The organism is Flavobacterium akiainvivens, from assembly GCF_001278115.1.
GTDB lineage: Bacteria > Bacteroidota > Bacteroidia > Flavobacteriales > Flavobacteriaceae > Flavobacterium > Flavobacterium akiainvivens.
Genome location: NZ_LIYD01000005.1, coordinates 1,782,737 through 1,808,833, shown reverse-complemented (window position 1 = coordinate 1,808,833; position 26,097 = coordinate 1,782,737). Strand labels below are relative to the sequence as shown.

Here is a 26,097-nt window from a genome sequence, read left to right as displayed (position 1 = left end):
GTTTACTGTTTTGTTGCCGGGGCTTGCGGCCTGTTTTTAAAATTGTTGTGTTTTTCAAGTTCGGCTTTCAAGTCTTTTGGCATTTTATCCAGGTTGCCAAAACCATCCTGTGTTGCATAGCTACCGTCAGGCTGTTTAAAATGAACCATAAACTCGCTCAGGTCGCTGTTGTAAAACCATACGTTTTCTGCATTGTCAACATACAGCATCCAGTATTGGTAATCGCTAAAGGGTTTTGTAATGGGGTGCTGGTATAAAACCTTACTTTTTTCTCCGGCAATGCCATACAGTATTGTGCCGTCTTCCAGGCCACGAACAACCAGTTCCATATCTTTAAAATGATACTTACCGGCTTCTCTAATAAAAGTGTTTGGCTTTACATTATATTCAATACGGGGTTGTTTAGAGCAGGCTGTTGCCAAAAGCGATGCGGCAAGTAGGGTAAGGAGTTTTTTCATGGTGTAAGAATTGATGATGGTAAAAATAGTATGTTTGCAATAAAATCAAGCCACGAATTTCACTAATTTTCACCAATTTAATTCGTGCTTATTCGTGAAATTCGTGGCTAAAAAATATCAATTAGCGGCTAATTCTTTTACTTCCACCCCTCAAAAACACCAAGCCCAAACAGAGCAAAATCATACTTAACCGGGTCGGTGGCATCCATAGCGCGCAGGTTGGCATCCAGCTCGTTCAGTGCCTTAATATCGTCCTGCCTGCGGGTAATAAGCCCCAGTTTGCGGCCCACGTTGCCGCTGTGCACATCAAGCGGGCAGGAGAGGAGCGCCGGCGAAATATCTTTCCAGATGCCCAGGTCTACCCCGGCATTATCCTTACGGGCCATCCAGCGCAGGAAAAGGTGAATGCGTTTTGCTGCACTGTTGCGCAGCGGGTCGGCAATGTGCTTTTGGGTGCGCTGCTGGTGCTCCACCTCAAAAAACTTCTGTTTGAGCTGGTTAATGGCATGGTGCAGGTAGCCTTCTTTTTGGTTGTCTACAAACACCGTCTCCAGGCCCCCGTAGTTGGTATAAATATGGCGCAGCCCGCGGATAAACGTAGTAAAATCAACCCCGTTAAAGGTGCGGTGCACAAAGGTTTCCAGCGTTTCAAGGTGGTGCGGCTGGTGGGTCATAACAAAATCATAGGGGCTGTTGCCCATAAGCGCCATCATGCGGTGGCAGTTGTTAATTACCATTTTGCGGTTGCCCCAGGCAATGGTAGCCGCCAGGAAACCCGCAATCTCGGCATCCTCTTTCAATGTAAACAGGTGTGGAATCTGAACCGGGTCGGTTTCAATAAAGTTGGGGTTGTTGTATTGTGCGGCCTTTTCGTCAAGGAAAAGTTTAAGCTCAGTGGCATTCATCGTTTCTTGCATGAAGGCAAAGGTAACGGTTTTAGGCTGCTTTTAGAAATGCGGAACTTTTACTTTTTAGTTGTGTAGATTTTTTTAAACACAAGGAACACAAAACTTTGTGATCTTAGTGAATCCTTGGTGCACTTGGTGTCAAAAAAATAGTAGGTTTTTGTGTATTTTTTTTAAACACAAGGAACACAAAGTTTTTCACAAAGGGCACAATGATAACAATTTTGAAGTTCACAAAGCTTTGTGGCCTTTAACGACTAAAAATCTTGGTGTACTTGGTGAATCCTTGGTGTGCTTTGTGTCAAAAAAAATGAATAGTGTTTAGATTTACTCCCCCGTCACAATATTCCCGTCGCTCATAACCAGCTTACGGTCTGCCATGTTGGCCAGTTCCATGTTGTGGGTCACAATCACAAAAGTCTGTTTCAGCTCATCGCGAAGTGTAAAAAACAGCTGGTGCAGGTTTTCTGCCGAAGCCGTATCAAGGTTACCGCTGGGCTCATCGGCAAAAATAACGGCGGGCTTGTTTATAAGCGCCCGTGCCACAGCCACACGCTGCTGCTCGCCACCCGAAAGTTCACCCGGCTTGTGGTCCATACGGTGGCCCAGCCCCAGGTATTCCAGCAGCCTTTTGGCCTCAGCCTCGGTAGCGGCTTTTGGTTTTTTTGCTATATATGCGGGTATGCACACATTTTCCAGCGCGGTAAACTCCGGCAGCAGCTGGTGAAATTGAAAAATAAACCCAAGCTGCGTATTGCGGAATTTACTCAGTTCCTTATCGCTCATTTTAAGGATATCGGCACCGTTTATGGTAAGTGACGAGCCGCTTTCTTTCCCCGGCCTGTCCAGCGTGCCCAGTATTTGCAGCAGGGTGGTTTTTCCCGCGCCACTGGCACCTACTATGCTCACTATTTCGCCGGGCTGTATGCTCAGGTTTACGCCTTTCAGCACGTGCAGCTTGTCATAATTCTTGTGTATGTTGCGGGCCTGTATCATCCTTAAAAATCAGTTTAAGCAAAGAAACAAACAAATTAGTTGATGCAAAATCTTTTTTGGCACATATTTCGTATATAGATAATAAAGTTTAGTTAACACGCCCTTATTGGGGCAGCTTATCAACTAATTTTGAAGATAATGAAAAAAATAGCAACGCTTGTGCTGGCGGTTTTCAGCCTGTCGTGCCAGTCGCGCACGCAGGGCGAACCCACAACCTACAGCATGAACCCACAACCACAAAAAAAAGGAGACACAACCATGGATACCATTTCTAAACAAACTGCCATTTTTGCAGGTGGGTGCTTTTGGTGCACCGAGGCTTTTTTTACCGACCTCAAAGGTGTAGAAAAAGTTACATCGGGCTATATAGGCGGCACTACGGCCAACCCTACCTATCGCGAAGTGTGCAGCGGCTACACCGGCCATGCCGAAGCCATTAAAATAGATTACAACCCACAGGAAATAGGCTATGAAGAACTGCTTGAAGTGTTTTTTGCCACACACGACCCTACCACGCTAAACCGCCAGGGTGCCGATGTGGGCACGCAATACCGCAGCGAGGTGTTTTACACCACACCCGAACAGAAGGACATTGCCGAAAAATACATTACCTTTTTAGGCGATGAAAAGGTGTTTGATAAGAAGATTGTAACCAAAGTTACCGCGGCCACCACGTTTTACCCTGCCGAGGACTACCATCAGGATTATTATTCCAATAACCAGGATGCGCCTTACTGTAGTGTGGTAATAAGCCCTAAGCTCGACAAGCTGCGCAAAAACTTTAAGGACAAGCTTAAAGAAACCGCCAATTAATTTTACTGAAGATAAGTTGAGTTGAGCCTGCGCGAAAGCGTGGGCTTTTTTTGTGGGAAATGTGCTAACGGGTTTTTGTCATTCCGACCGGAGCGCAGCGGAGTGGAGGAATCTCTATAGAGAGTGAGTATAAAACCTTCGTAAATTTATTTCTTGCTTTCAGCTTTAAACAAAAAACCAAAACCCACCAGCTTTACCATCCTCTTTACAAAAGGGAAGAAAAACGCAAACTGCCCCGAGATAAACCCGAAAAACAGCAGCAACACCTGATATATGGGGAAAATAAGCACTATATACAGTATAGTATACTGCCAGTCCCACGCAAGGGAAGTATCTTTTGCCACACCCAGCCATTTAAGTACGGGCTTAGACAAATAAGCCGATGTTGAGCCTGTAACAGCAAATACTATAAAAATAACCACCAGTTGGTAGTTATGCTTTATGCCCCAGCGCTCTTTAAGTTTATTCATCGGGTAGGTAAAGCGCAAATATACCGCATACTATCAGGAGTTGCAACTTTTATTTAATGTTAATTATGCTCTAAGGCAGGCAGGGATTAATAGAAATATCATTGCCATAACCCGTTAAGGTTATTACTTTAAAGTCCATGTTTGGTTTAAACCCCTGTAGATAATTTTCACCGGTATTTAAAGTTATGCTCTCGCCACTTATAGAGGTTGGGCCACTACCGTCTGATACTAAAACATCATCTATCTGTGCAGGCCTGATATACAATGTATCTCCTGACATCCTGTAATAAGGTTTTAGCAAAGTGCCATCTGCATCAAATAGCATCCTGGGTATAGTGAATGCTTCAGGTGTATTGTTATACACATTTACATACGCAATACCCTTTACTACATTGTAGCAGGTCTCATTGGTATCTATAATTGGCTTCTGGGTTTTGCAACCCGCAATTACAAGCAATAAGGAGATACATTTAAGCTTCATAACTCAACAGTTAATCCCTTGGCAAAACGCCGCCCAGCCTTTGGTTATTGGCATTCTGAAAATATACCAGGTAATTAAACAGCAGGTAGTTAACCTCATAGCCATAATCAATCTGCGAATCATAGTCAATGCGCAGCTGGTACATATCGCCATACTGTTGCGGGTTAATCACGCGGTTGTTCCATTCGGTAACCCAAAAGCGGTTGCGGTTTTCCATGTAGGGCTGGCCATAATAGCCCCTGGGCTTGGCACGGGAGTACAGCCAGTTGTTAAAGCCGGGATCAATAATAATAACCTCATACTCCAGCGAGTCGTTTGCAATGCGCACCGTGTCGTTTTTGGCAGGGCCAATAAGTTTATCACCCTGTGCAACGGTTTTCTCGGCATTAGCGGTTTCGCCCGGTTTACAGCCAAACATAAGGGCGCAAAGGCCCACAATAATTAAAAGATAATTTTTCATAATGAGAGAGATTTTTAAGTTACTATAAATATAAACAATAAAAGGCACCCGCAAAAACTTCCGGATGCCTTTTAAATATGCCTGCTAAACTGTTATACAGTAGCAGGGTTGCTTGTAGCCTGGCCGTTAGATGTTGCTTTTTCAGCAATCTCGCCGCCTTTGTGCATTACTTCATCATATTTTTTGCGGGCAGCCTCTTTGGCGCTGTTAAATTTGTCTTTTACGTTGCTGCCAAATTCTTCAGCCTTTTCAATAGCTCCGTCAAGATATCCTTTACGTTTAGCAATAATACCTATAACTGCAAGGGCCGCAACACCGGCTGCAATCCCTATAATCAACTTTTTGTTACTCATAGTCTTTAAAAATTTAAATTAGTGAATGTATAATGGGTTTCTTTCCTCTTTGTTACCTGCGCCTGTCGCGGTCAGGGTTACTGTTGCCGTTTCTTTTTTCCTGGTCGGCATTCAGGTTGCGGCGCTCGTTTTGAATATACGCTTTACCCACCTCCGGGCTCATTTGGGCATTATTATCCCAGTTGTGTGTACGTTCCCTAAACTCAGGGTTTGCGTTGCTGTCGTTATGCTCATCTGGCATAACATTTTTATTAAGTGGTGCCATAATGTTCAAAATTTTAGTTGTTTCTATACCACTAAGTTACCCATTGTAAAACCTTATATCTATTAATAATATCTTAATTAGCAGCTCTTTAACTTTTAAAAGCGGTTAAGGTGGGGGAGTGTTAATTTTATTAAGAGGGTGGGCGTAAAAACAAAAAATCCTGCCACACCGGGCAGGATTTTAGTATATGTATAAGCAGGTATAGCACCCGCGTAAGGGTGCTATTGTGCTGTTATGTATTGCTAATCTTCAAACTGATATTAAACAAATAGCGGGTGGTCTTCTTCATCATAGATGTCGTTGCCCATTTCTTCGTCAAGTTCATCTTCGGTCAAAAAACCGAACATTTTTACCAGCCCAAAACCGGCAATTGCTGCAAGGAAAAATTTAAGCAGTTTCATGTCGTTTACGTTATTTGGGTTCATATTTTTACTCATGGCTCTTTTTTGTAATTTTCTTTATTATTACACCGTGAAATTACGAACTCAAAACTGAAAGGCAGGTTATTTTAATAAAATTTTAATATTAATTCTGAGGATTTGCAGCGAAAAGGTGATTTCGTGTAATGAAATCCCTAAATCGATTTCGCAAAAGTTATGCGTGCATCTCAATTTTAACAAAAACTGAGGTTTTACTACAGGTAGAGCACCATTGCAATTTTGTCGACGGGTTGGGCCTCAATCACAAAATTTTTCATGATGCCGCATTGCTCAAAGCCATATTTCTCATACAATTTTAAGCCTGCAATATTGGTGTGGTATACCTCCAGCCAAATGATTTTGAGGTGCTCATTTTTAGATGCCCAATTTACCGCTGCCTGCATAAGCAAACTGCCCACGCCCTTACCCTGCCAGTCATAGGCTATGCCCATACCCAGCATGGCGGTATGAAACATTTTGCGGCGCTGGTTGCCGGTAAGGTCAAGGTTGCCTATTAGCCGCCCGTTGTGTTCGGCCACAAGCAGCATACTGTTTTGTTCGTTAAGGTAACGCTCAATAAGCGTGCGCTCTTCAGCCTCGCCGTTTTTGTATTCGTCTATGTACAGCGGAATGCTAACCGAACCTTCAATATAACTTTTCTTGAGGTTAAGCAGGTTCAGCGCATCTTCAGGCTTTGCTTCCCTTATGGTTATGTCCATTACGGCAGCTTAAATTCAGGATTGTAAATAAGGCCTATCAGGTTGCCCCACGCATCTTTAACGGTGGCTACCATAATTTCGCCGCCTACGTTTTGCGGGGCTTCATCGGCTGTAGCACCAATAGAAAGGAACCATTCATACGCCTCATTAATATTTTCCACACCCCAAAAGGTAGCCACGTTAGTACCGGTAACGGCCTCATCAGGCTGCAGGCCCAGCTCATAGCCGGCAATGTTGAAGCCCACATAAAACGGCTCGTCAAAATACGGTTCTGTTTTAAAGGCTTTGGCATACCATGCTTTGGCAGCATCAAGGTCGGTTACTTTATAAATTACGGTACGCAGGCCAAGGATTGGATTTTTCATTTTTTGATTGATGTTTATGTTTATCCAAAGATAATTATTTCAAAATTAGAATTCAGAACTCAGAAATTAGAATGAGCTTCACTCGAACTTAAATCTTCGCGAAACTTTGTGCCATCTTTGCGGTTCTTTGTGAAACAAGCCTAAAGAAATTAGTGAAATTTGTATTGCCTTCTAAATGCCGTAGGCACCCTCCACGCACTCTTAGCATTACGAGAAACACGTTCAAAGCATTTCTACAAAAACTCTGTGTATCTCTGTGACTTCTCTGGGTACCTCTGTGGTATAACTTCTTTGCGAATCTTTGTGCCTTCTTTGCGCACCTTTGTGAAATAAAATTAGTGAAATTCTTATATTTGTCCCTTTCGTACTAAAAACAAACAAATAAACAATGAAACTACTTGAAGGAAAAACGGCTATTATAACCGGTGCAAGCCGTGGAATAGGCCGTGGTATAGCGCTTGTTTTTGCGCAGCAGGGTGCTAATGTAGCCTTTACTTACAGCGCTTCGGTTGAGGCCGCTAAGCAGCTTGAAGAAGAATTGGCAACTTTTGGCGTTAAGGCTAAAGGATACCAGAGCAACGCAGCCGATTTTAACGAGGCACAAAAGCTTGTAGACGACGTAGTGGCCGAGTTTGGCACTGTAGATATTTTGATAAACAACGCAGGTATTACTAAAGACAACCTGCTTATGCGCATAAGCGAAGAAGACTTTGACAAGGTAATTGAAGTAAACCTTAAGTCGGTTTTCAACATGACAAAGGCTGTACAGCGCCCTATGCTAAAGCAGCGAAAAGGCTCTATCATCAACATGAGTTCGGTGGTAGGTGTGCAGGGCAACGCAGGCCAAAGCAACTATGCGGCTTCTAAGGCCGGTATGCTGGGCTTCACGAAGTCTGTAGCGCTTGAGCTTGGTTCGCGCAACATCCGTTGCAACGCCATTGCACCGGGCTTTATTGAAACTGAAATGACGGCCAAGCTGCCTGAAGCTACCGTTAAAGGCTGGACAGACGCTATTCCGCTTAAGCGCGGCGGTACGCCTGATGATGTGGCAAATGCCTGCATATTCCTTGCCAGCGACATGTCTGCCTACATTACCGGCCAGACGCTAAATGTTGACGGCGGTATGATTACAGCATAAACTAATTTTTTATACAGGGTTAATGATAACAAATGACTGCAACCACGGTTTTATTAATAATAGTAGCTGCACTTGCAGCATTGGGCTTATCGTTTTACCAATACCTTTTCAGGGCCAAAAGCAGGAGTAAAATGCACCTGTTTTTGGCCTTTTTGCGTACCGTAACCTGGTTTGCGGTATTCCTTTTACTCATAAACCCGGTCATTACCCGCAAGGATTTAGAAACCGTAAAAACCCCGCTGCCCATACTGGTAGACAACTCACAGTCCATCAAAGAGCTGGGGCAGGATACACTGGCTAAACAACTTGCGGAAAGGCTGGCATCAGACAAATCGTTAAAAGATAAGTATGATGTACAGCAGTATACGTTTGCCGAAGGTTTTGAATCGGGCAAAGCGCCTGATTTTAAAGGGAAGCAAACACACATTAGCCTTGCGGCAGATAACCTGAAGCAGCTGTACCGCAACACCACTTACCCGGTTGTATTGCTAACCGATGGCAACCAGACTATTGGTAACGATTATGTGTACAGCTTTACCCAAAACACATCGGTATACCCTCTTGTAGTGGGCGATACTGCTACGGTGCTCGACCTAAAGGTGGCGCAAGTAAATGTAAACAAGTACGCTTTTTTAAAGAATAAATTCCCCGCTGAGATGTTTTTGCAGTATAATGGTAACAAAACTGTGAATGCCGTGTTTAGCGTTATGCAGGGCAACAGCACGCTGTTTAAGCAAAATGTACAGTTTAGTGCCTCAAAAAGGGCGCAGGCCGTACAGGTATTACTTGACGCCGAAAAGGTAGGCGTGCAAACCTACAGCGCAGTGCTTACATCGGCTGAGCCGGAAAAAAACAGGTACAACAACACCAAGAATTTTGCCGTTGAGGTTATTGATCAGCGCAGCGAGGTGGCCATTATCAGTGCTATTAACCACCCTGATTTGGGTGCGCTGAAACGTTCCATCGAAACTAATCAGCAGCGCAAGGTTACCGTACTGAAACCCAACGAGGTTAAATCGCTACAGGATTATAACGTGCTGATACTGTACCAGCCAAACGCCTCATTCCGCACCATTTTAGAGCAAAACAAAAATGCAGGGCTTAATACCTTTACCATTACAGGTTTAAATACCGATTTCAACCTGCTCAACCAAAACCAGGATTTGCTGAGCTTCAGGATGAGTACGCAAAAAGAAAATTATTTGACTGATTTTAACAGCCAGTTCAACCTTTTTGCCCTTACCGATATAGGCTTTGCAGGCTTCCCGCCGCTGGAAAACCCTTTTGGCACCATTACCGTTAAAGGCAATGCAAATGTGCTGCTCAATGCCCGTGTGCGCAATACCGCCACCGGCGCGCCGCTTATGGTATTCAGTGAAAACGGGGCCAAACGCAGTGCGATGCTGCTTGGTGAAAACATCTGGAAATGGCGCATGGAAACCCATATAAATACCAAAACCTACGAGCAGTTTGATATTTTTATGGATAAAACCATACAGTTTTTGGCATCAAACACCAAGCGTAAATCGTTGGTTGTAAACAACGAAAGCTTCTACAATTCCGGCGAGGTAATAAGCATTAGCGCACAGGCCTTCAACAAAAACTATGAGTTTGAAGAAAACGCCCGCATTACCATACAGCTTAAAAACAAACAGAACAACGCTACCAAAACCTACGATTTCCTGAAAGGTTCGGGTGAATATAAAGTAAACCTCGACGGGCTTGAAGCCGGGCAATACAGCTTTACGGTTAAAGATGCGGCCTCAAACAGCACCTATGCCGGCAATTTTGAAGTCCTGGATTTTGAAATTGAAAAACAGTTTGTAAACCCCGACCTGCCGAGGCTGCAGCAAACAGCAGCCAACACAAACGGCGCGGTATATTACCCTGATAAGGTTGATGAACTGGTTAAATTCCTGGCGCAAAACGACAACTACAAGGCCATACAAAAAGAGATAATTAAGAAGTCGCCATTGATTGACTGGTTGTGGCTGCTGGTTATCCTTTCGGTAACGCTTGCGACTGAGTGGTTTGTACGTAAATACAACGGGCTTTTGTAAGTATTAAAGTATTTATAATTAATACCCACAGCATACTGATAATTGTTAATTTTGAATACAACCTAAAGTAACAATTTTATGAAAAAGCTAATGCTGGCGCTGGGTTTTGGCGCTTTACTAATTATAACTTCATGCAAAACCACTAAAGATGCCTCGGCAAACCTTTCTATAGATTATTTAACCGCCACTGCATGGGAACTGACCGAGATTAACGGCAAGGCTGTGAGCACAGCCGATTTTGGAAATGGTGCGCCAACCGCTACATTTACCGCCGAGCATAAAATTAACGGCAAAGGCGGCTGCAACGGCTATGGCGGTGCCTGGAACCTTAACGATGAGGGCGGTATGAACATTAGCGAAGTAATGTCTACCAAAATGTGGTGCGAAAATGCCAAAGGTGAAAACGACTATTTTAAAGCCCTTGCCGAAGTTACCACCGCCAAGGTAGAAAAAGACAAACTAACATTAATGAAGGGCGTAAATGCCGTGCTGGTTTTTAAACCTGCTGCTGCCAAATAACCCAAACATTTTATATATTAGATGCCGCTACAAGCGGCATTTTTTATGAAATATACAGCAATACTCTCATTACTATTTTTTGTTGCATCGTGCAAAAAAGAAGCAGCAGCTCCTGATGTTTCCCTTAAAAGCGGCGATATCATTTTCCAAACATCTACATCAGGCCAAAGCAAGGCCATACAGCTTGCTACACATTCTAAGTATTCGCATTGCGGGATTATTTTCCAAAATGATGGTAAAGACTTTGTGTTTGAAGCCGTGCAACCCGTTAAGCTCACTCCGTTGAACGAATGGATTAAGAAGGGAGAGGACAGCCACTATGTAGTAAAACGCCTTAAAGATACAAGTGTGCTTACGCCAAAGGTGCTTGATGATATGCGCACCGTGGGCCGAGGCATGCTGGGCAAAGACTACGACCTGTATTTTGAATGGAGCAATATGCGCCTGTATTGCAGCGAACTGGTTTGGAAAATATATAAAGACGGTGCACACCTTGAAGTAGGCTACCTGCAAAAACTGGGCGATTTTGACCTGTCAAGCCCGGCCGTGAAGCAAAAACTAAAAGAGCGCTATGGCGAAAACATTCCCAAAGATGAGATGGTAATTTCGCCACAGGCTATTTTTGAAAGTGATTTGCTTACTACTGTAACAGAAGAATAATGAAGAAGTATTTGTTGTTAGTACTATTTATTATTCTGATAGTCCAGATATGGTTTTTGATGTCCTACGAATGTGCTTCCTCAGTAGTTCCCGGATGGCATACCGTAGTATCTCCTGACAATACTTGTATAATTACTACTTGTGCCGTGATGACTTTAACCATAATTAATGTGTTGGTCATTGTTTACTTATCATTCTTCAAAATAGTCAATAAAAAATAATAGCTTATTATAAATTAACTGCTTCTTTCTTAGCGGCTTCAAACTCTTTTATCATTTCAGCTACTACATCTCCGGCAGGTATAATATTGTTTATAATCCCGGCAATCTGGCCTATTTCCAGTTCGCCCTCGTCAAGGTCGCCTTCAAACATGCCTTTTTTTGCACGGGCGCGGCCTAACAGCGTTTTAAGGTCATCTACCGATGGGCCGGTGCTGTACAACGCCACTACATCATGAAAAAACTTGTTTTTTATAAGGCGCACCGGGGCCAGCTCTTTAAGCGTAACGTGGGTATCACCGTCCTGGGCTTCTACAATGGCATGCTTAAACTTCTCATGGCTTGACGATTCTACCGTTGCAGCAAAGCGGCTACCTACCTGAACGCCATCGGCACCCAGCACCATAGCGGCCAGCATGCCACGCCCCGTTGCTATACCCCCCGCTGCAATAAGTGGAACGGTCAGTTTTTCCTTCACCATAGGTATTAGGGTAAAGGTGGTGGTTTCTTCGCGGCCGTTGTGCCCGCCTGCCTCAAAGCCCTCAGCCACTACGGCATCTACACCGGCTTCCTGTGCTTTTAGGGCAAATTTTACACTGCTTACCACATGCACCACCGTAATGCCTTTTTCCTTTAAAAAGGCCGTCCACGTTTTGGGGTTACCCGCTGATGTAAATACTATGGTAACGCCCTCCTCTACAATAATATCCATAATTTCCTGAATATTGGGGTACAGCATAGGCACATTTACACCAAAAGGCTTATCTGTAGCTTTTTTGCATTTCTGTATGTGTTCGCGCAATACTTCAGGATACATAGAGCCTGCGCCCAAAAGGCCAAGCCCGCCTGCATTGCTCACGGCACTTGCCAGTTTCCAGCCACTGGCCCATATCATGCCGGCCTGTATTATGGGATATTGTATATTGAAAAGGGTGGTTATTTTATTGGTGCTCATTTGGTTTAAAAGTATTTACAAGTTTGTTTCCGGTAATAAAATTATAGCCTATATCTACCGTTTTAGTTGTTTTGTCTTTAAAGTAATATTTGTAATAACGTCCGTCTGATGTTATTTTTCCAACAGCATCATCGCTGTATGTAAGCCGATAAAGTTCTTTAAACTGAAGCGGTGTGCTTTTAGACGAAGATAATAAATATGACAGGAAATAACCTTCTGCTTTAGTGAGGCTAAGGGTGCTGTTGGCAGCCTCAAATGCCTCCATGCCCAGGCTAAATTCATCTGTTTTCCTGATATTTGTAACTACGTCCGGCAGGTAATGTGCAGCAAGATGTGCCCATAAAAGTTCGGTAGGTTCACGGTTATAAATATGGATTGATTTTATAATACGGTTGCCTTTTAAAACCGCAACAGAAGTCTGGCTTACATCATAAACCATCTCGCCATAAACAGAATCCCGTTTTATATAATCTGCCTGCTTAAAAAGTTGTTGTACAAGGCTTAAATCATTCCCGCTAATGTGGCCCTGCATTGTAACTCTCTGTCCATCGTCTATGTTACGATTATAAATAACATTATGGTTTGCCGGATTAATGAAAACAGTATTAATTTGATTTGCTAACGGAATATACCCGCCCGAATTAGTCACTATTACCCCATCAAAGTCAGGGTTTGATGCCGTATTGTATTTTTTTTTGATGTAGTAATACGGTATGTCGCCATCCAGCACTTCAAGGCTGTCTTGCGTAAGCTTTATTATTTTGAGCTTATCCCATTTTTTTACAGAAGGGTTATAAACAGATACATACCCGTCTTTAATTTTGTATTGCGAACGGCTGCCGTAGTACTTATTATCTCGATAGTTGATAAAGCCCGGTTTGGTTATTACTTTTCCGTTTTTTTCGAAAGTGTATCCTAATCTGTAAAAATGTTCTAACGGTATTTCTATTGAGTCTTTGATTTTATTAGGTGGTTCTGTCTCTATCCAGTCGCCCAAAATGTAGGTATCATACTGATTGTCCTGCGTACAGGATAAAGCAAGAAAAGTCAGCAAAAAGAGGAGAAGTGCTTTCATGCCTACTGCTTTAATATCTTGCCTTTTATTGATGATGCCCCGGCTTCAATCACATAGGTATAAATCCCGGGGGGCAGGCTTTCAATGTTTATTGTATCTGTAGCCTGTGCTTTAAACATTTCCTGCCCCAGTGTGTTGTACAGCGTTACAAGACTGGCTGTAGCCGAAAAATGAACCACATTAGCAGCAGGGTTGGGGTATAGGGTAAAGGTATTGCCGTTAACTTCTGGCATACCCAGGGCGTCTTCAAGCGCTATAGAAAAATCAGGTATGCCATAGCCATACTGGCTGTCGGGGTTATTATACCGGTCTGCCGATTGCTTTACAATTTGCAGTATTTCGGCATTGGTGCGGTTTGGTGCTGCCTGCCAAAGGCACGCCACGGCACCGGCCATAACAGGGGCAGCAAAAGAGGTGCCGTTGCCTGTAGCTATAGTACCGTCGGTATTGGCATAAGTAGCGGCAAACCCCTTGGCCATAACATCGGGTTTTACACGCCCATCTACGGTAGGACCTATAGCGCTAAAGTAAGCATATTGTTCGCTTTGGTCTACCGCGCCTACTGTAAGGGCATTAAAGGCGTCGCCGGGCACCATAACATGGGGCTCAGGGTCATCGCCGTTATTCCCCGCTGAAACCACCACCAGCATACCACGTGTAAATGCAACATTAGCCCCACGGCTCATAAAAGCAGTCTGGCCGTTGAGGTCGGCATAGGTGTAGGTATAATCAGGGTTATCATAATCAAGGTAGCCCAAAGAGGTGTTTATAATATCAACGCCCAGGCTGTCGGCCATTTCGGCGGCTTCCACCCAGTATGATTCTTCAACCGGGTTTTCGCTATCGGCATTTTCAGTTCTGAAAAGGTAGTAAAAAGCATCAGGCGCAGTGCCCACCAGCTGGTTTTCGGTATATCCGGCAAGGGTGCTCAATATTCGGGTTCCGTGGTTGCCACCACCATAAAAATCTGGTGAATTGGCCACAAAATCATAGCCGCCCAATACCAGGTTATTGGTCATAAGGTGCTGAAAGGGCGCGGCAGTATTAACCCCGGGAAACCCGGCATCAAGCACGGCTATGGTTATGCCCTCGCCGGTATAGCCCTGCTGGTGCAGCAGGTGGGCATTAAGCATTTGCACCTGCCCGGCCGAACCGCCATAATTGTAGTTTTCCTGTGTGTTTTGAACCGCCAGTAGCTGTGCAGGTTGCATTACCCTGCCGTTGTTAAGGTTTTGGTTGGCAAAGGCCACATAATCTACATAACTCAGGTTTTCGAGAGCGTTTATTGCCTGCTGGCTTCCGCGCACGTGCAGCGCGTTTAGCCACTTGCTTTTTGCCATAACGGTTATGCCGCTTGCGGTTTCTATGCCGGTAATGTAGTCCGGGTGTATGGGCACATCCTGCTCATCAAGCGCAATGCCCTGGTTGGCACGGCGGTCAAGGGCTTTTTGGCTCAGCATTTCAAGCGGGTTTGCCAGGTAGTAACCAGCATCGGGCTTATCGGTAAAATATACCCAGGCATCTTCCTGCGCGTGGGCAAGGCAGGTAAAAAGCAGGCACAGCAGTAAAAATTTCTTCATGGTTTGGGAGGCACTATTTATACTTCCAAATGTAAACATTATGTGGTAAATGCCTGCAAGCCCCTGGTTAATTATGTGGCTGAAAATGCTTTTATTACCATTGCTGTAGTGATGGTCTTAACAATTTTGTTGGTATTTGTTTTAAAAATATTGTTGCCTGTACCGTTAAAATAGTACTTTAGGCAAGCTTTTTTTCCAGACGCGCCTATGTTATTTTTAGTGTTTAGCATTATATGCAGTGTTTCGGTGGGAATCATTTTTAAAATGGCCCGCCGCCACAGTATTTCTACCGGCCAGGTAGTAGGGTGGAACTACGTTTTTGCCCTGCTGCTGTGTTATATGTTTTTTGATGTAACACCCCAGTTATATCATTTTACCGATAACTGGCCCATATTTGTGCCGCTGATGTTTTTATTACCGTCGGTTTTTTTAATGCTGGCGCTGTCTATAAGGCACGTGGGCATAGTGCGTACCGATGCCGCCCAGCGTATGTCATTATTTATACCCATACTGGCGGCACTCCTTATTTTTCATGAAGCATTTAATAACTACAAGATAATTGGGCTTTGTATAGCCTTTCCGGCGCTGGCGCTTATACTCTCTAAAAAAGCCGATAAACCCGCTAAAGAATGGTTGTACCCGGCACTGGTATTGCTGGGTTTTGGCCTGGTAGATTCGCTTTTTAAGCAGGTAGCCATAATAAAAACACCAGCTTATACCACATCACTTTTTATACTTTTCAGTGGTGCGCTAACCATAACCATTGGCGCCGTTTTGTATGAAATTATCTTCCTTAAAAAGAAATTTCAACTCATGAACTTTGCCTACGGTATGCTTGTGGGCATTTTTAATTTTGGAAACATACTGTTCTACTTAAAGGCGCATAAAGCTTTTTCAGATAACCCGTCTACCGTTTTTGCGGCAATGAACATAGGTGTTATTGTACTGGGCAGCCTTACCGGTGTGCTTATTTTTAAAGAAAAACTCTCGTTGCGCAACTATGCCGGTATAGTTTTAGCGCTTGTGGCTATTGTTTTTATTACGTTGTCGCAGCTTAAATAGTTAATTTGGTGATGTGGTAATTTGGTTATTTGTACCTGATAATTAAATCTCGGGATAATTTTTTTTATAAAAATTAGACAAATGTTTTGAGGTTAACTGTTTGTTTTTTAAGTTTTTATATGGTAGAATAACTGAATTAACAAATAACCGCATAAACTTTTCTGAAAAAATATTTGGAAAATAAAAAACTTGTACCTTACATTTGCAGCAAGTTCTTTTAGAAATTTATTCTTATCCAGAAAGACCGAGGGAATTGACCCAATGACGTCTTGGCAACCTGTCACTACCGTGTGATAAGGTGCCACATTCAACCCATTAGCTTGGGAAAGATAAGTTAAGATTAGTATATAATATCTTTCAAAATATTACATGCCTTTCTGACTTGTCGGGAAGGCATTTTTGTTTTATGCACTTTCCGGCACTGGATTTTGAGTAGTTTTTAATTGGCCTGTTAAAAATTTTAAATCTTTAAATCTCAAAAAAATGAAAGAGCAGACATCAATCCTGAACAACCTACCTATCGACCCGCTAACCGGAAGCATATCGGTGCCTATTTACCAAACGTCAACCTTTGTGCAGGAAGCACCGGGTGTGCACAAAGGCTTTGACTATGCCCGCAGCAACAACCCAACCCGCAAAGTGCTTGAAGATACCATTGCCCAGCTTGAAAACGGTAGCAACGGTTATGCTTTTGCCAGTGGCCTTGCGGCAATTGATGCAGTAGTAAAACTACTTAGCGCCGGCGATGAGGTAATTGCAGTTGATGATATTTACGGTGGTGCTTTCCGCCTGTTTACCCATGTGTACCAAAAATTTGGCATCAGCATTAAGTATGTAGATACTACCAATGCGCAAAACGTGGCCGATGCCGTTACACCTGCTACAAAGCTTATCTGGATTGAAAGCCCAACCAACCCAACCCTAAAAATCAGCGATATCGCTGCTATATCAGCTATCGCAAAAGCAAACAACATACTGCTTTGCGTAGACAACACATTTGCATCGCCAATAGCCCAAAAGCCGCTTGACCTGGGTGCTGATATTGTAGTGCACAGTGCAACCAAATACATTTCAGGTCATAGTGACCTTATTGCAGGCCTTGTAGTTACGGCTACACAAGAGCTTGGCGACAAGATTAAGTTCATACAAAACGCTTCGGGTGCCATACTTGGGCCGTTTGATAGCTGGCTGGTTATCCGCGGTATAGAAACCCTTAGCCTGCGTATTAAAGCACATGCCGAAAACGCGCAAAAAGTGGCCGAATACCTGCTTGAAGAAAAACTGGTTAAAAACGTATACTACCCGGGCTTACCAACCCACCACAACCACGAAATTGCTAAAAAGCAACAAAAATACTTTGGTGGTGTTGTAACGTTTGACCTTGTGATTGACGATAAAGACCTTGCCTCTCAAATAGTTTCTAACACTAAACTATTCAAATTGGCTGAAAGCCTTGGTGGCGTGAAGAGCCTTTGCTGCCTGCCGTGTGAAATGACCCACAAATCTATCCCGGCTGAAAAGCGTTACAGCGCCGGTGTTACAGACAGCCTTATACGCCTTTCTGTTGGCCTTGAAGATGCCGACGACCTTATTGCCGACCTTAAGCAGGCTATTGCCGCTGCGGTTACGGCCAATGCTAATGCTCAATCTGTAAACGCTTAAGTATCTGTTAGAAATGTCAAGAAAAAATTTAAATATAGGCCTGTTTGGGTTTGGTGTAGTGGGGCATGGCCTGTATGAGGTTTTGCAAAAAACGCCCGGACTTCAGGCAACTATAAAAAATATATGCGTTAAGGATAAGGATAAAAAGCGCCAGATAGGCCCCGAAAACTTTACGTATGATAAAAACGATATCCTTAACGACCCGGATATTAATGTAATTGTAGAGCTTATAGATGATGCCGACGCGGCTTATGAAATTGTTTCGGCGGCGCTTAAAAAAGGCAAAGCAGTGGTTTCAGCCAATAAAAAAATGGTGGCAGAACATTTTCAGGAACTGCTGCAACTACAGCGTGAAAATAATGTTCCGCTGTTGTATGAAGCGGCAGCCTGCGCAAGTATGCCTATAATCCGTAACCTGGAGGAGTATTATGATAACGACCTGCTGGAATCTATAGAAGGTATTGTAAACGGTTCTACCAACTATATACTTACCAAAACGTTTGCCGAAAACCTAAGCTATGATGCTGCCCTTAAGCAGGCGCAGGACCTTGGCTTTGCCGAAAGCAACCCGATACTCGATACCGGTGGTTTTGATGCCAAGTACAAACTACAGATTCTGTTAGCGCACTCCTTTGGCTATATCGCTAAGCCGGAAGAACTCTATAATATAGGTATAGACGGCATAGGCGACCTTGAACTTAAGTATGCCAAAGAAAAAGGCCTTAAAATAAAACTGGTGGCACAGGCATTTAAGGGTGCTGAAGGCAGTATTTCGGCATTTGTAATACCAAAGTTTGTAGGCCCCGAAGACAGGCTGTACCATGTAGACGATGTATTTAACGGTGTTATTACCAAGACCAGCTTTGCTGATACCCACTTTTTTGTAGGCAGGGGAGCAGGAGCATACCCAACGGCTTCGGCGGTACTTAGCGACATATCTGCGCTAAGCTATGATTACAGGTATGAATACAAGAAAATCTTCAGGAGCGAAAACCAGTCTCTTACTGATGATGTTACGCTAAAAGTGCTGTTGCGCCACACCAGGGAAAACGCCGATGCGCTAAAACTGTATTTTGACACGGTAGAAGAATCATACACTAATAATAATATAGGTTATGTTACCGGTAATATATCGCTAACCAACCTTAAAAAGGTTCAGGATGCAAACACGGGAGACCGCTCGTTTATACTCCTTAATATAGTAACCGAAAAAGAGGCCGCACAACAAGTGGCGGCAGCTGTTGCAAATTAAAGATTTAACTGCTCATAGTCCCGCAAGGGAAACAAGCCCCAAATGTTCAGGATTTGGGGCTTTGTTTTTTGGCCTCTCCCCAACCCTCTCCAAAGGAGAGGGAGTAGCTACACTCGGGCTGGATTGGTTCTTTTCGATACAGAAAATATATACCTATATAATAAGTGTCACAAAGGTTTGGTGTGACTTTGTACCTTCTTTGCGGATCTTCGTGAAACACCTTACTTAATAAACACCGTCTTTACATTTACAAACTCCTTAAGCCCGTTTTCAGCCAGTTCGCGTCCAAAGCCGGAACGCTTTACGCCGCCAAAGGGCAGGGCAGGGTCGCTTTTAACCAGGTCGTTTATAAACACGGCACCTTCTTCAAACAGGTGTATTTTAGATTTTATAAATGCAACATCAGCCGTAAAAATTGAAACTCCCAGCCCAAAATCAGTGCTGTTACTAAGTTTAACCGCTTCTTCAAATGTATCAAAAGGTACTACGGGCACGGCAGGGCCAAAAACCTCCTCTTTAAATATAGGCATATCGGGCGTTACGTTAGTGAGTACCGTTGCATCATAAAAAGCATCATTACGCTTGCCGCCCAATACAATTTTAGCGCCCATAGCCACCGAATCATCTACCTGTTTTTGTACTTCCTGCGCAAGGTCGGTACGGGCAAGAGGGCCAAGGGTGGTTTGCTCATCCATTGGGTCGCCCATTTTAAGTGCGCTTATGCCTTTTGTAAACCGCTCCAGGAAATTATCATAAATATCTTTGTGTACCAGGTAGCGTTTTGCAGCAATACAGCTTTGCCCGGTGTTTTGAAAACGTGCATTGATTATGGCAGGCATGGCCTCATCAAGATTGGCATCGGACAATACAATAAGCGCGTTACTGCCACCCAGTTCCAGCACAGCCTTTTTAACCTGGGCTGCGGCGGCACTTGCCACTTCTGTTCCGGCCTTTTCGCTTCCGGTAACCGATACGCCTTTAATAAGAGGGTTATCAATAACCGCCTTTACCTGCTTTCCGGCAATAAGCAGGTTTTGATATACACCCTCAGGAAAACCGGCATCTATAAACAGTTTTTCTATAAGCTGTGCACAGCCTGCCACATTGCTTGCGTGCTTAACCACAACTGTATTACCTGCAATAATGGCCGGTATTGCAAACCTGAAAACCTGCCAGTACGGAAAATTCCAGGGCATAACACCAAGTATAACACCAAGGGGCTCATATACTACAAAACTCTCAGAACCATTTGTCGATATTTTGTTGCTTTGCAAAAATTTTTCTGCATTTTGTAGGTAATATTCGCACAAAAGTTTACATTTGTCTATCTCTGACAAAGATTGTTTTATTGGCTTGCCCATTTCCTGAGTGCAGGATTTTGCTAATAAATGTTGATTTTTTGTTAACTCAAATATTAAACTTTTTATAAAGTTTAGCCTTTTGTAGATGGTTTCAGGACGCCAATTTACATAGGCTTTACCCGAAATTGATATTTTATTTTGTGTTGTTTCATCTGTAATATACTGGTGTTCAGATAAAAAAGATTGATTAGCGGGGTTGATAAGTGAAAACATTTTTTACTTTTGTTTAAAATAATAATAAAAATAACACATATTTTCTTAGGATTTTTTTTCTATTTTTACCGAAAATTACAAAGTACTGATAAACAAAACAATTATTATGAAGAAAGTTGTACTCCCCCTAGCGTTGTTGTGTCTTGCTACAGCAGGCATGAATGCCCAGGACAATGAAAGCACTGATGGTGCAAAAGAATTTAATAAGTGGTCAATTGATTTTGGCGGTGGTGTAAACAAGACATCTGGTCCGTTTGCAGATCCTTCAAGTTATGTTGAGGCTTTTAACTTTTTCCATGCTGAACTTGGTTTCAGGTATATGTTTAATACTAAATTTGGTCTTAAGCTAAGCGGTACCTATGACGTTATTAATGATAAGGACGACAAGTGGGAAACTAATATGTTTGGTGTAGATGTACAAGCTTATGCTAACCTTGGCCGTATCATGGAGTTTGAAACATGGACAAAAAGGATTGGCCTACTTGGTCACTTAGGTGCAGGCATCAATGGTTTTGAAACTAAAGATGTTATGGATGATAACGAGTGGATGGCAAGGCTAATGGTGGGTATTACCCCTCAATTCCGTATTTCTGACAGGGTTGCCCTATATGGTGACTTTACTGTATCTCGTGCTTTTGACCAGGAGCATACTTGGGATGGTGGTGTTTACCCTGCTCCGGGTAGTAACCAACAAGGTTTTGATGCTTGGTTCTATACAGCATCACTTGGTCTTAATATATACCTTGGTGGTAAAGAGCAACATGCTGATTGGTATGTTTATAATGAATCAGATAAACTTGCAGAAGCTGTATCACGTATTGATGAGCTTGAAGCTAAAATGCAGGATACAGACAGGGATGGTGTGCCTGATTATCTTGATGCAGAGCCAAACACTACAGCCGGTGTAGCAGTTGATACTAAAGGCCGTAGCATTGACAAAAACAATAATGGTATTCCTGATGAGCTTGAGTCTGTAACTCAGCGTGTTGATACTCTTGAGTCTGAAGTTAGAGGCAATGGCGGAGCTAATGGCAAGTCAGTTGGTCTTAAAGAAATGATCAACGGTGGTTATGTTAACGTTTACTTCGACTTTAACAAAGATACCCCTAACGCTCAGTCTGTAAGTGGTATTAACTTCCTTATCAAATATCTTAAAGACAACCCATCTTCAACTGCAGACGTAATTGGCTATGCTGATGAAATTGGTGATAATGCTTATAACAACGACCTGTCTCAGCGTAGGGCTGCTAATGTTAAAAAAGTGCTTGTTGAAGCTGGTATAGATGCTTCAAGGCTTAACATTATTGGTAACGGTGAAGATGCATCAGTTGACAAAAAATCTAAGCAGGCAAGGCAAACAGTTAGAAGGGTAACTTTCAAACTTAAATAATAAGCCTCATAAATAAATCTAAAACCTCTGCAACAGCAGGGGTTTTTTTTATATCTTTAAGGGAAAAGATATAGAAATGAGCCAGCGAGATAAAGAGGTACAGTCTCTTAGGGAAGTGGTTATTGGTGATATACATCCGCAATCTTCGCCCGAAGAGGTTTTCCAGAATAAAACACTGAGGCCGGTTTTAAAGCTTCAGAATGATTTAATGGTAGAAGCGTTTATAAATTATGCCAATAAGCAAAAAGGGCAGTTTTTTTCTTTAAGTACAGAGAAAAAGCTACTGTATATAGATAACGCCATCCATAAGGATATTAAGTTTAGAAATGCCCTTAAAGGCATGATAATAGGCATGTTTACTGTTGATGAATGGCGGGAATATATAGCCAATTCATCAAATCTTAATAAACGTATGATGAACCTGCTTATAGAGCGACTAAAAGACCAGGTGCAGGTTTTGGTGGAAGAAACAGCATAAAAAAAGTCCCGCACTGTGCGGGACTTTTTTATTAAAACTTATTCTCAACTTCTGCTGCCTGAAGCATCAGGTAGTGCAGGTCAGTATTCTTAACAAAAGGTTTTAAGAGTTCGCTTCCGGGGCCAAACATAGCCAGGTTAACATAATCGGCACTATGGTCCATACTAATCCAGCCTACGCTGGTATAGTCTTGCTGCATTTGTGCAAACGACTTAAACGGAAGGTTTTTGTAGTTGTAAAGCCCGTCTTCTTTTTTCTCAAGCGCAGTGTAGTGGCTAAGTATTTCTTTAGCTTGTTCTTCGGTAACCGTATGGCTGTTGCCGTATTCAATCAGTTCCCTAACCTTCGCTGTAGTAAAATCAGGCTTAATTTCGTTTAATATCCACTCATTTGTTTGTGTAAACTTCTGGATGTTATCAAAATTATCATTGGCGTTTTTGCCATAAATCACGCCCGGGTTGGCATTGCCGTGGTCAGTGGTAATCACCACCAGTGTATTACCATCTTTCTCAGCAAAATCAATGGCAGCTTTAACGGCTTCGTCAAAAGCTACCTGGTCATAAAGCAGGGCGGCTATATCATTAGCATGCGCGCCCCAGTCTACCTTTCCGCCTTCAATTTGCAGTACAAAACCGTTTTTATGGCCTTTCATGTGGTCAATGGCCTTTTGTGCCATTTCAGCTAATGAAGGTGTTTTATCAGTAAGTTCTTTGCTGCTCCTACGGTCTATGGAATAGGGCAGGCCGTTGTGTTCAAAAACGCCTAATACGGGCTTTCCGGGCTGTGTGGCAAGCATTTCCTGCCTGGTGCGGGCTACCTGCCAGCCTTTAGCTTTAAATTCGGCATACATATCTTTTTTATCCTTACGATGGTCGGCGCTAAAATAATCATCGCCACCGCCCATCATAATGTCAAAACCAAGCCTTAAATAGTCTTCAGCTATGTCTTCCATGGCATTGCGGCTGTCGTTGTTTACACAAAAACCTGCCGGGGTGGCGTGTGTAATAGGTACCGTAGTAACACAACCCGCCATTTTACCTGCTTTCTTGAATTTTTGCCATATAGGCATGTATTTTTCGCCGTTAGGGCCAATGTTTAGTACGCCGTTTTTAACCTTGTGGCCGCCTCCCCATGACGAACTTCCGGCCGATGAGTCGGTAATAATAGAGCTTGCAGAAGAGGTATCCATAAGGGCATTTGCCACGCGATTGTCTTTATAGAGCTGAATCCAGTTGCTGCCCTTGCCTGTTTTGCGGTTAAGGTAAAGGTCGGCCATATTAAGCGTTCCGGTGCTCATACCGTCGCTTACCATAAAAATAATGTTCTTGGCCTTTTTGTTTTTATTAAGGGTTCCGGTGTCTAAGGTGTTGCCGGCAATGCTTTCAAAAGGGTTAATTAGTGTGGCGCCCAGTGTAAAAAGGCCACCATTGCGGAAAAATCTTCTCCTGTCCATGCGTAATAAAATTTGCCCAAATATACCCCTTATTGTAGGAGACTGGGTTATGTGATGGTTAATTTAACAGAAATCAGGCTGGTTTAAAGCAAAAATCCCCGCACAATGTGCAGGGATTTTGTATAAGATGTGTCTGAAGAATTACCTTCTCCTTCTTTCTTTGATCTTGGCTTTTTTACCTGTAAGATCGCGGAAGTAGAATATACGGGCCCTTCTAACTTTACCATACTGGTTAACTTCAATCTTTTGAAGAGCAGGCATGTTAAGTGGGAAAATACGCTCTACGCCAACAGCACCACTCATTTTACGGATTGTAAAAGTCTGGGTAATGCCGGCACCCCTTTTCTGGATTACTACACCCTTAAAGAACTGGGTCCTTGTTTTTTCACCTTCTTTAATTTCATAGTACACAGTAATAGTGTCACCTGAATTAAACTCAGGGAAGTCTTTCCTGGTAACGAATTCGTCGTTAACGAATTTTAATAGATCAGACATGATTATTTAGTTTAAATAGTTTAATCAGAGCAACATATACACGATTTTCGCCAGAGGTTGGTCTAAATGAGGGTGCAAAGATAATAAATATTTGATACTACACAAGTTTAATGCGCTAAGTTTTAGCTATTTTTAAACTCGTTAACCTGTTGAATATTAGTAGTTTCGGGATGTTCCACTCCACAACCTGAAACTTGAAACCTTAAACCTTAAACCTGAAACTAAAAAACTACTCTAAAAGGTCTGGCCTGCGGTTTTGGGTATGCTCTAAAGCCTTGTCTTCCCGCCACTTATCTATGTTTGCGGCGTGGCCGCTTAGCAGTACATCGGGCACTTTCCAGCCCTTATATTCGGCCGGGCGGGTATATACCGGCGGGGCCAGCAGGTTGTCCTGAAAACTGTCGGTCAATGCCGAGGTTTCATTGCTTAACACCCCGGGAATCAGCCTGATAATAGCATCAGACACCACCGCGGCAGCCAACTCGCCACCCGATAGCACAAAGTCGCCTATAGATATCTCTTTGGTAATAAAGTGGTCGCGCACGCGCTGGTCAACGCCTTTGTAGTGCCCGCACAGTATTATAATGTTGGTTAACAGGCTCATACGGTTAGCCATGGGCTGGTCGAGTGTATCGCCATCCGGGGTCATGTAGATTATTTCATCATACTCGCGTTCGGCCTTAAGTTTTGATATACAGGCATCTATGGGCTCAATCATCATTACCATACCGGCACCACCGCCAAACTGGTAATCGTCTACGTTTTTATGCTTTAACGTGCTGTAATCGCGTAGGTTATGAATGTGTACCTCTACCAGCCCCTTGTCTATGGCGCGTTTTAAGATAGACGCCTCAAAGGGGCTCCTTAGCAATTCGGGTAAAACGGTAATGATATCGATGCGCATTTTTTCCTGACGATTTTAAGGCGCAAAAATACCACTTTTTACCGAAAATTGAAGTATTCGCAATATGTTGAATTACAGTAATGTACTGTTTTAATATTTCACTTTCGGATTTCGTTTTCCATCAGCCACGCCAGTAAAACCGTTTTTGGTTTTTGAAAAAGGGCTTAAATTATAGAAAAATTGATTTTTGCTACAATTCTGAAAACGCGAATTTGCTGATTTATTGAAATAACATCAATGTCTGGATGATTTCAATACAGATTGTTTAAATTGTAAGAAAATACGGGTGTTTTGTGGGAGAACCTGAAGAAAGTATTGAAAAAATCCGTGGAAATCCGCTCAATCCGTGTCATCCGCGTTCCAAATCTAAAATCTGAACACTGAACACTAAAACTTTTACACCCCAAACTGCCTCAAATGGTGGTCCAGGTGTTTCCATTGCGCTGAGTCTATCTCCTCATAGCTCATGTGACCAAAAAGCGGGTGGCTGGTTACTACAATGCCGTTTTTGCCCTCGCGGCTAAATTTGGTCACTAAATCCTTAAGCCCTGCTTTTGCCGTTTCAAAGTTAGGTTCGTGTTTAATGATAAATTCCTTTGCAGTAGGCAGGCTATTTTTAAACTTCTTTTCGCCCGTAAACATTTTTTTTGCGCTACGGCCATACAGTAGCTTGGCAAGCCAGCTTACCTTCAGTTCCAGAGTACCATATACCACACGCAGCGGCATTTGGCAGTGTTCCATCATCTGGCTAACGGTCATAACACCCCATTCGCTAAGGGTTATGGGAGTGAGGCGGTCTATACGGTCCAGTATTTCCTGGTTGGCTTTCGGGTCAAAAAGGCTGTGCATGGCAGTTGGGTTTTTGCCTAACAAATGTAGTAATTATCTGCAAAAGTCAACACTCTTAAAGCTACCCTA

General features: G+C 43.1%; 29 protein-coding genes and 1 riboswitch. Of the genes, 10 read left to right on the top strand and 19 right to left on the bottom strand.

Annotation, left to right across the window (positions count from 1 at the left end):
* Window positions 1-2 precede the first annotated feature (2 nt).
* The 3 genes from AM279_RS07985 to AM279_RS07975 all read right to left on the bottom strand — a co-directional run bounded on the left by AM279_RS07985 (window position 3) and on the right by AM279_RS07975 (window position 2,359).
* Window positions 3-458, bottom strand: coding sequence for a hypothetical protein (locus AM279_RS07985; RefSeq protein WP_054407397.1), 456 nt, complete (start codon window positions 456-458; stop codon window positions 3-5).
* A gap of 137 nt (window positions 459-595) precedes the next feature.
* Window positions 596-1,363, bottom strand: coding sequence for a TIGR02757 family protein (locus tag AM279_RS07980; RefSeq protein ID WP_054407395.1), 768 nt, complete (start codon window positions 1,361-1,363; stop codon window positions 596-598).
* A gap of 327 nt (window positions 1,364-1,690) precedes the next feature.
* Complete coding sequence (locus AM279_RS07975; RefSeq protein ID WP_054407393.1) at window positions 1,691-2,359, bottom strand: ABC transporter ATP-binding protein; 669 nt, start codon at window positions 2,357-2,359, stop codon at window positions 1,691-1,693.
* Window positions 2,360-2,617: 258 nt separating this feature from the next.
* Between AM279_RS07975 and msrA the strand changes: the two genes are divergently transcribed.
* Window positions 2,618-3,172, top strand: coding sequence for a peptide-methionine (S)-S-oxide reductase MsrA (gene msrA, locus AM279_RS07970; protein ID WP_054410205.1), 555 nt, complete (start codon window positions 2,618-2,620; stop codon window positions 3,170-3,172).
* A gap of 146 nt (window positions 3,173-3,318) precedes the next feature.
* Here the strand turns inward: msrA and AM279_RS07965 are convergent, their stop codons facing one another.
* The 8 genes from AM279_RS07965 to AM279_RS07935 form a co-directional block, all read right to left on the bottom strand.
* Entirely contained in the window at window positions 3,319-3,642 is a 324-nt protein-coding gene (locus tag AM279_RS07965) for a DUF6787 family protein (protein WP_054407392.1), read from the bottom strand.
* Window positions 3,643-3,712: 70 nt separating this feature from the next.
* Window positions 3,713-4,123, bottom strand: coding sequence for a hypothetical protein (locus AM279_RS07960; RefSeq protein ID WP_054407390.1), 411 nt, complete (start codon window positions 4,121-4,123; stop codon window positions 3,713-3,715).
* Window positions 4,124-4,133: 10 nt separating this feature from the next.
* A complete protein-coding gene (locus AM279_RS07955; RefSeq protein ID WP_054407389.1) occupies window positions 4,134-4,583 on the bottom strand; it encodes a DUF6146 family protein in 450 nt (149 codons plus the stop codon).
* Between the two features lie 92 nt (window positions 4,584-4,675).
* The gene (locus AM279_RS07950; RefSeq protein WP_054407387.1) at window positions 4,676-4,936 is read right to left on the bottom strand and encodes a YtxH domain-containing protein; all 261 of its coding nucleotides are present in this window, start codon (window positions 4,934-4,936) and stop codon (window positions 4,676-4,678) included.
* A 52-nt stretch (window positions 4,937-4,988) separates the two neighbouring features.
* Window positions 4,989-5,201, bottom strand: a complete 213-nt coding sequence (locus AM279_RS07945; protein ID WP_054407385.1) for a hypothetical protein — start codon at window positions 5,199-5,201, stop codon at window positions 4,989-4,991.
* A gap of 260 nt (window positions 5,202-5,461) precedes the next feature.
* Window positions 5,462-5,638, bottom strand: a complete 177-nt coding sequence (locus AM279_RS20620; RefSeq protein WP_160316435.1) for a hypothetical protein — start codon at window positions 5,636-5,638, stop codon at window positions 5,462-5,464.
* Window positions 5,639-5,835: 197 nt separating this feature from the next.
* On the bottom strand, window positions 5,836-6,339 hold the full coding sequence (locus AM279_RS07940) for a GNAT family N-acetyltransferase (RefSeq protein WP_054407383.1): 504 nt from the start codon (window positions 6,337-6,339) through the stop codon (window positions 5,836-5,838).
* Entirely contained in the window at window positions 6,339-6,704 is a 366-nt protein-coding gene (locus AM279_RS07935) for a VOC family protein (RefSeq protein ID WP_054407381.1), read from the bottom strand. Before AM279_RS07935 ends, AM279_RS07940 begins: the two co-directional genes overlap by 1 nt.
* Window positions 6,705-7,092: 388 nt before the next feature.
* Here AM279_RS07935 and fabG point away from each other — a divergent pair, with 388 nt between their 5' ends.
* The 4 genes from fabG (at window position 7,093) to AM279_RS07915 (ending at window position 11,081) form a co-directional block, all read left to right on the top strand.
* The gene (fabG, locus tag AM279_RS07930; RefSeq protein ID WP_054407380.1) at window positions 7,093-7,842 is read left to right on the top strand and encodes a 3-oxoacyl-[acyl-carrier-protein] reductase; all 750 of its coding nucleotides are present in this window, start codon (window positions 7,093-7,095) and stop codon (window positions 7,840-7,842) included.
* A gap of 32 nt (window positions 7,843-7,874) precedes the next feature.
* On the top strand, window positions 7,875-9,902 hold the full coding sequence (locus AM279_RS07925) for a hypothetical protein (protein ID WP_054407379.1): 2,028 nt from the start codon (window positions 7,875-7,877) through the stop codon (window positions 9,900-9,902).
* A gap of 78 nt (window positions 9,903-9,980) precedes the next feature.
* Window positions 9,981-10,421 (top strand): META domain-containing protein, encoded by a 441-nt coding sequence (locus AM279_RS07920; protein WP_054407377.1) that lies wholly within the window; start codon window positions 9,981-9,983, stop codon window positions 10,419-10,421.
* A 45-nt stretch (window positions 10,422-10,466) separates the two neighbouring features.
* On the top strand, window positions 10,467-11,081 hold the full coding sequence (locus AM279_RS07915) for a YiiX family permuted papain-like enzyme (RefSeq protein ID WP_054410204.1): 615 nt from the start codon (window positions 10,467-10,469) through the stop codon (window positions 11,079-11,081).
* Between the two features lie 228 nt (window positions 11,082-11,309).
* Here AM279_RS07915 and AM279_RS07910 read toward each other — a convergent pair whose 3' ends face one another.
* Genes AM279_RS07910 through AM279_RS07900 form a run of 3 tightly spaced genes read right to left on the bottom strand, consistent with a single transcriptional unit; the run spans window position 11,310 to window position 14,909 of the window.
* Window positions 11,310-12,254: an NAD(P)H-dependent flavin oxidoreductase gene (locus AM279_RS07910; protein WP_054407374.1), complete on the bottom strand. Its 945-nt coding sequence runs from the start codon at window positions 12,252-12,254 to the stop codon at window positions 11,310-11,312.
* The gene (locus AM279_RS07905; protein ID WP_074961556.1) at window positions 12,241-13,329 is read right to left on the bottom strand and encodes a hypothetical protein; all 1,089 of its coding nucleotides are present in this window, start codon (window positions 13,327-13,329) and stop codon (window positions 12,241-12,243) included. Before AM279_RS07905 ends, AM279_RS07910 begins: the two co-directional genes overlap by 14 nt.
* Before the next feature lie 2 nt (window positions 13,330-13,331).
* Window positions 13,332-14,909: a S8 family serine peptidase gene (locus tag AM279_RS07900; RefSeq protein ID WP_054407370.1), complete on the bottom strand. Its 1,578-nt coding sequence runs from the start codon at window positions 14,907-14,909 to the stop codon at window positions 13,332-13,334.
* A 207-nt stretch (window positions 14,910-15,116) separates the two neighbouring features.
* On the opposite strand from AM279_RS07900, the gene AM279_RS07895 reads away from it, so the two are divergent.
* The 3 genes from AM279_RS07895 (at window position 15,117) to AM279_RS07885 (ending at window position 18,885) form a co-directional block, all read left to right on the top strand.
* Entirely contained in the window at window positions 15,117-15,971 is an 855-nt protein-coding gene (locus AM279_RS07895) for a DMT family transporter (RefSeq protein ID WP_054407368.1), read from the top strand.
* A 228-nt stretch (window positions 15,972-16,199) separates the two neighbouring features.
* Window positions 16,200-16,307, top strand: a riboswitch (SAM riboswitch).
* Between the two features lie 147 nt (window positions 16,308-16,454).
* Window positions 16,455-17,633, top strand: coding sequence for a trans-sulfuration enzyme family protein (locus tag AM279_RS07890; RefSeq protein ID WP_054407366.1), 1,179 nt, complete (start codon window positions 16,455-16,457; stop codon window positions 17,631-17,633).
* Window positions 17,634-17,646: 13 nt separating this feature from the next.
* Entirely contained in the window at window positions 17,647-18,885 is a 1,239-nt protein-coding gene (locus tag AM279_RS07885) for a homoserine dehydrogenase (protein ID WP_054407364.1), read from the top strand.
* A 221-nt stretch (window positions 18,886-19,106) separates the two neighbouring features.
* Here AM279_RS07885 and AM279_RS07880 read toward each other — a convergent pair whose 3' ends face one another.
* Window positions 19,107-20,459: an NAD-dependent succinate-semialdehyde dehydrogenase gene (locus AM279_RS07880; RefSeq protein WP_054407362.1), complete on the bottom strand. Its 1,353-nt coding sequence runs from the start codon at window positions 20,457-20,459 to the stop codon at window positions 19,107-19,109.
* A gap of 157 nt (window positions 20,460-20,616) precedes the next feature.
* On the opposite strand from AM279_RS07880, the gene AM279_RS07875 reads away from it, so the two are divergent.
* Together AM279_RS07875 and AM279_RS07870 are read left to right on the top strand one after the other, a co-directional pair.
* Window positions 20,617-21,849: an OmpA family protein gene (locus AM279_RS07875; protein ID WP_054407360.1), complete on the top strand. Its 1,233-nt coding sequence runs from the start codon at window positions 20,617-20,619 to the stop codon at window positions 21,847-21,849.
* Window positions 21,850-21,925: 76 nt separating this feature from the next.
* Window positions 21,926-22,327, top strand: a complete 402-nt coding sequence (locus AM279_RS07870) for a hypothetical protein (protein ID WP_054407358.1) — start codon at window positions 21,926-21,928, stop codon at window positions 22,325-22,327.
* A 31-nt stretch (window positions 22,328-22,358) separates the two neighbouring features.
* Here the strand turns inward: AM279_RS07870 and AM279_RS07865 are convergent, their stop codons facing one another.
* The 4 genes from AM279_RS07865 to AM279_RS07850 all read right to left on the bottom strand — a co-directional run bounded on the left by AM279_RS07865 (window position 22,359) and on the right by AM279_RS07850 (window position 26,028).
* Window positions 22,359-23,780, bottom strand: a complete 1,422-nt coding sequence (locus tag AM279_RS07865) for an alkaline phosphatase (protein WP_054407356.1) — start codon at window positions 23,778-23,780, stop codon at window positions 22,359-22,361.
* Between the two features lie 141 nt (window positions 23,781-23,921).
* Window positions 23,922-24,275 (bottom strand): 50S ribosomal protein L19, encoded by a 354-nt coding sequence (rplS, locus tag AM279_RS07860; protein WP_054407355.1) that lies wholly within the window; start codon window positions 24,273-24,275, stop codon window positions 23,922-23,924.
* 229 nt (window positions 24,276-24,504) lie between these two features.
* A complete protein-coding gene (trmD, locus tag AM279_RS07855) occupies window positions 24,505-25,179 on the bottom strand; it encodes a tRNA (guanosine(37)-N1)-methyltransferase TrmD (protein WP_054407353.1) in 675 nt (224 codons plus the stop codon).
* A 396-nt stretch (window positions 25,180-25,575) separates the two neighbouring features.
* Window positions 25,576-26,028, bottom strand: a complete 453-nt coding sequence (locus tag AM279_RS07850) for a DUF1569 domain-containing protein (protein ID WP_054407351.1) — start codon at window positions 26,026-26,028, stop codon at window positions 25,576-25,578.
* Window positions 26,029-26,097: the final 69 nt, after the last annotated feature.

What these genes read in the sequence shown, in the direction of transcription:
- AM279_RS07940 (WP_054407383.1), bottom strand. Translation starts at nt 6,339, where the DNA reads ATGGACATAACCATAAGGGAAGCAAAGCCTGAAGATGCGCTGAACCTG.
- AM279_RS07965 (WP_054407392.1), bottom strand. Translation starts at nt 3,642, where the DNA reads ATGAATAAACTTAAAGAGCGCTGGGGCATAAAGCATAACTACCAACTG.
- msrA (WP_054410205.1), top strand. Translation starts at nt 2,618, where the DNA reads ATGGATACCATTTCTAAACAAACTGCCATTTTTGCAGGTGGGTGCTTT.
- AM279_RS07935 (WP_054407381.1), bottom strand. Translation starts at nt 6,704, where the DNA reads ATGAAAAATCCAATCCTTGGCCTGCGTACCGTAATTTATAAAGTAACC.
- trmD (WP_054407353.1), bottom strand. Translation starts at nt 25,179, where the DNA reads ATGCGCATCGATATCATTACCGTTTTACCCGAATTGCTAAGGAGCCCC.
- AM279_RS07895 (WP_054407368.1), top strand. Translation starts at nt 15,117, where the DNA reads ATGTTATTTTTAGTGTTTAGCATTATATGCAGTGTTTCGGTGGGAATC.
- AM279_RS07890 (WP_054407366.1), top strand. Translation starts at nt 16,455, where the DNA reads ATGAAAGAGCAGACATCAATCCTGAACAACCTACCTATCGACCCGCTA.
- AM279_RS07950 (WP_054407387.1), bottom strand. Translation starts at nt 4,936, where the DNA reads ATGAGTAACAAAAAGTTGATTATAGGGATTGCAGCCGGTGTTGCGGCC.
- AM279_RS07945 (WP_054407385.1), bottom strand. Translation starts at nt 5,201, where the DNA reads ATGGCACCACTTAATAAAAATGTTATGCCAGATGAGCATAACGACAGC.
- AM279_RS20620 (WP_160316435.1), bottom strand. Translation starts at nt 5,638, where the DNA reads ATGAGTAAAAATATGAACCCAAATAACGTAAACGACATGAAACTGCTT.
- AM279_RS07975 (WP_054407393.1), bottom strand. Translation starts at nt 2,359, where the DNA reads ATGATACAGGCCCGCAACATACACAAGAATTATGACAAGCTGCACGTG.
- AM279_RS07880 (WP_054407362.1), bottom strand. Translation starts at nt 20,459, where the DNA reads ATGTTTTCACTTATCAACCCCGCTAATCAATCTTTTTTATCTGAACAC.
- AM279_RS07985 (WP_054407397.1), bottom strand. Translation starts at nt 458, where the DNA reads ATGAAAAAACTCCTTACCCTACTTGCCGCATCGCTTTTGGCAACAGCC.
- AM279_RS07980 (WP_054407395.1), bottom strand. Translation starts at nt 1,363, where the DNA reads ATGAATGCCACTGAGCTTAAACTTTTCCTTGACGAAAAGGCCGCACAA.
- AM279_RS07920 (WP_054407377.1), top strand. Translation starts at nt 9,981, where the DNA reads ATGAAAAAGCTAATGCTGGCGCTGGGTTTTGGCGCTTTACTAATTATA.
- rplS (WP_054407355.1), bottom strand. Translation starts at nt 24,275, where the DNA reads ATGTCTGATCTATTAAAATTCGTTAACGACGAATTCGTTACCAGGAAA.
- AM279_RS07925 (WP_054407379.1), top strand. Translation starts at nt 7,875, where the DNA reads ATGACTGCAACCACGGTTTTATTAATAATAGTAGCTGCACTTGCAGCA.
- AM279_RS07865 (WP_054407356.1), bottom strand. Translation starts at nt 23,780, where the DNA reads ATGGACAGGAGAAGATTTTTCCGCAATGGTGGCCTTTTTACACTGGGC.
- AM279_RS07885 (WP_054407364.1), top strand. Translation starts at nt 17,647, where the DNA reads ATGTCAAGAAAAAATTTAAATATAGGCCTGTTTGGGTTTGGTGTAGTG.
- AM279_RS07900 (WP_054407370.1), bottom strand. Translation starts at nt 14,909, where the DNA reads ATGAAGAAATTTTTACTGCTGTGCCTGCTTTTTACCTGCCTTGCCCAC.
- AM279_RS07910 (WP_054407374.1), bottom strand. Translation starts at nt 12,254, where the DNA reads ATGAGCACCAATAAAATAACCACCCTTTTCAATATACAATATCCCATA.
- AM279_RS07875 (WP_054407360.1), top strand. Translation starts at nt 20,617, where the DNA reads ATGAATGCCCAGGACAATGAAAGCACTGATGGTGCAAAAGAATTTAAT.
- AM279_RS07955 (WP_054407389.1), bottom strand. Translation starts at nt 4,583, where the DNA reads ATGAAAAATTATCTTTTAATTATTGTGGGCCTTTGCGCCCTTATGTTT.
- fabG (WP_054407380.1), top strand. Translation starts at nt 7,093, where the DNA reads ATGAAACTACTTGAAGGAAAAACGGCTATTATAACCGGTGCAAGCCGT.
- AM279_RS07915 (WP_054410204.1), top strand. Translation starts at nt 10,467, where the DNA reads ATGAAATATACAGCAATACTCTCATTACTATTTTTTGTTGCATCGTGC.
- AM279_RS07905 (WP_074961556.1), bottom strand. Translation starts at nt 13,329, where the DNA reads ATGAAAGCACTTCTCCTCTTTTTGCTGACTTTTCTTGCTTTATCCTGT.
- AM279_RS07850 (WP_054407351.1), bottom strand. Translation starts at nt 26,028, where the DNA reads ATGCACAGCCTTTTTGACCCGAAAGCCAACCAGGAAATACTGGACCGT.
- AM279_RS07960 (WP_054407390.1), bottom strand. Translation starts at nt 4,123, where the DNA reads ATGAAGCTTAAATGTATCTCCTTATTGCTTGTAATTGCGGGTTGCAAA.
- AM279_RS07870 (WP_054407358.1), top strand. Translation starts at nt 21,926, where the DNA reads ATGAGCCAGCGAGATAAAGAGGTACAGTCTCTTAGGGAAGTGGTTATT.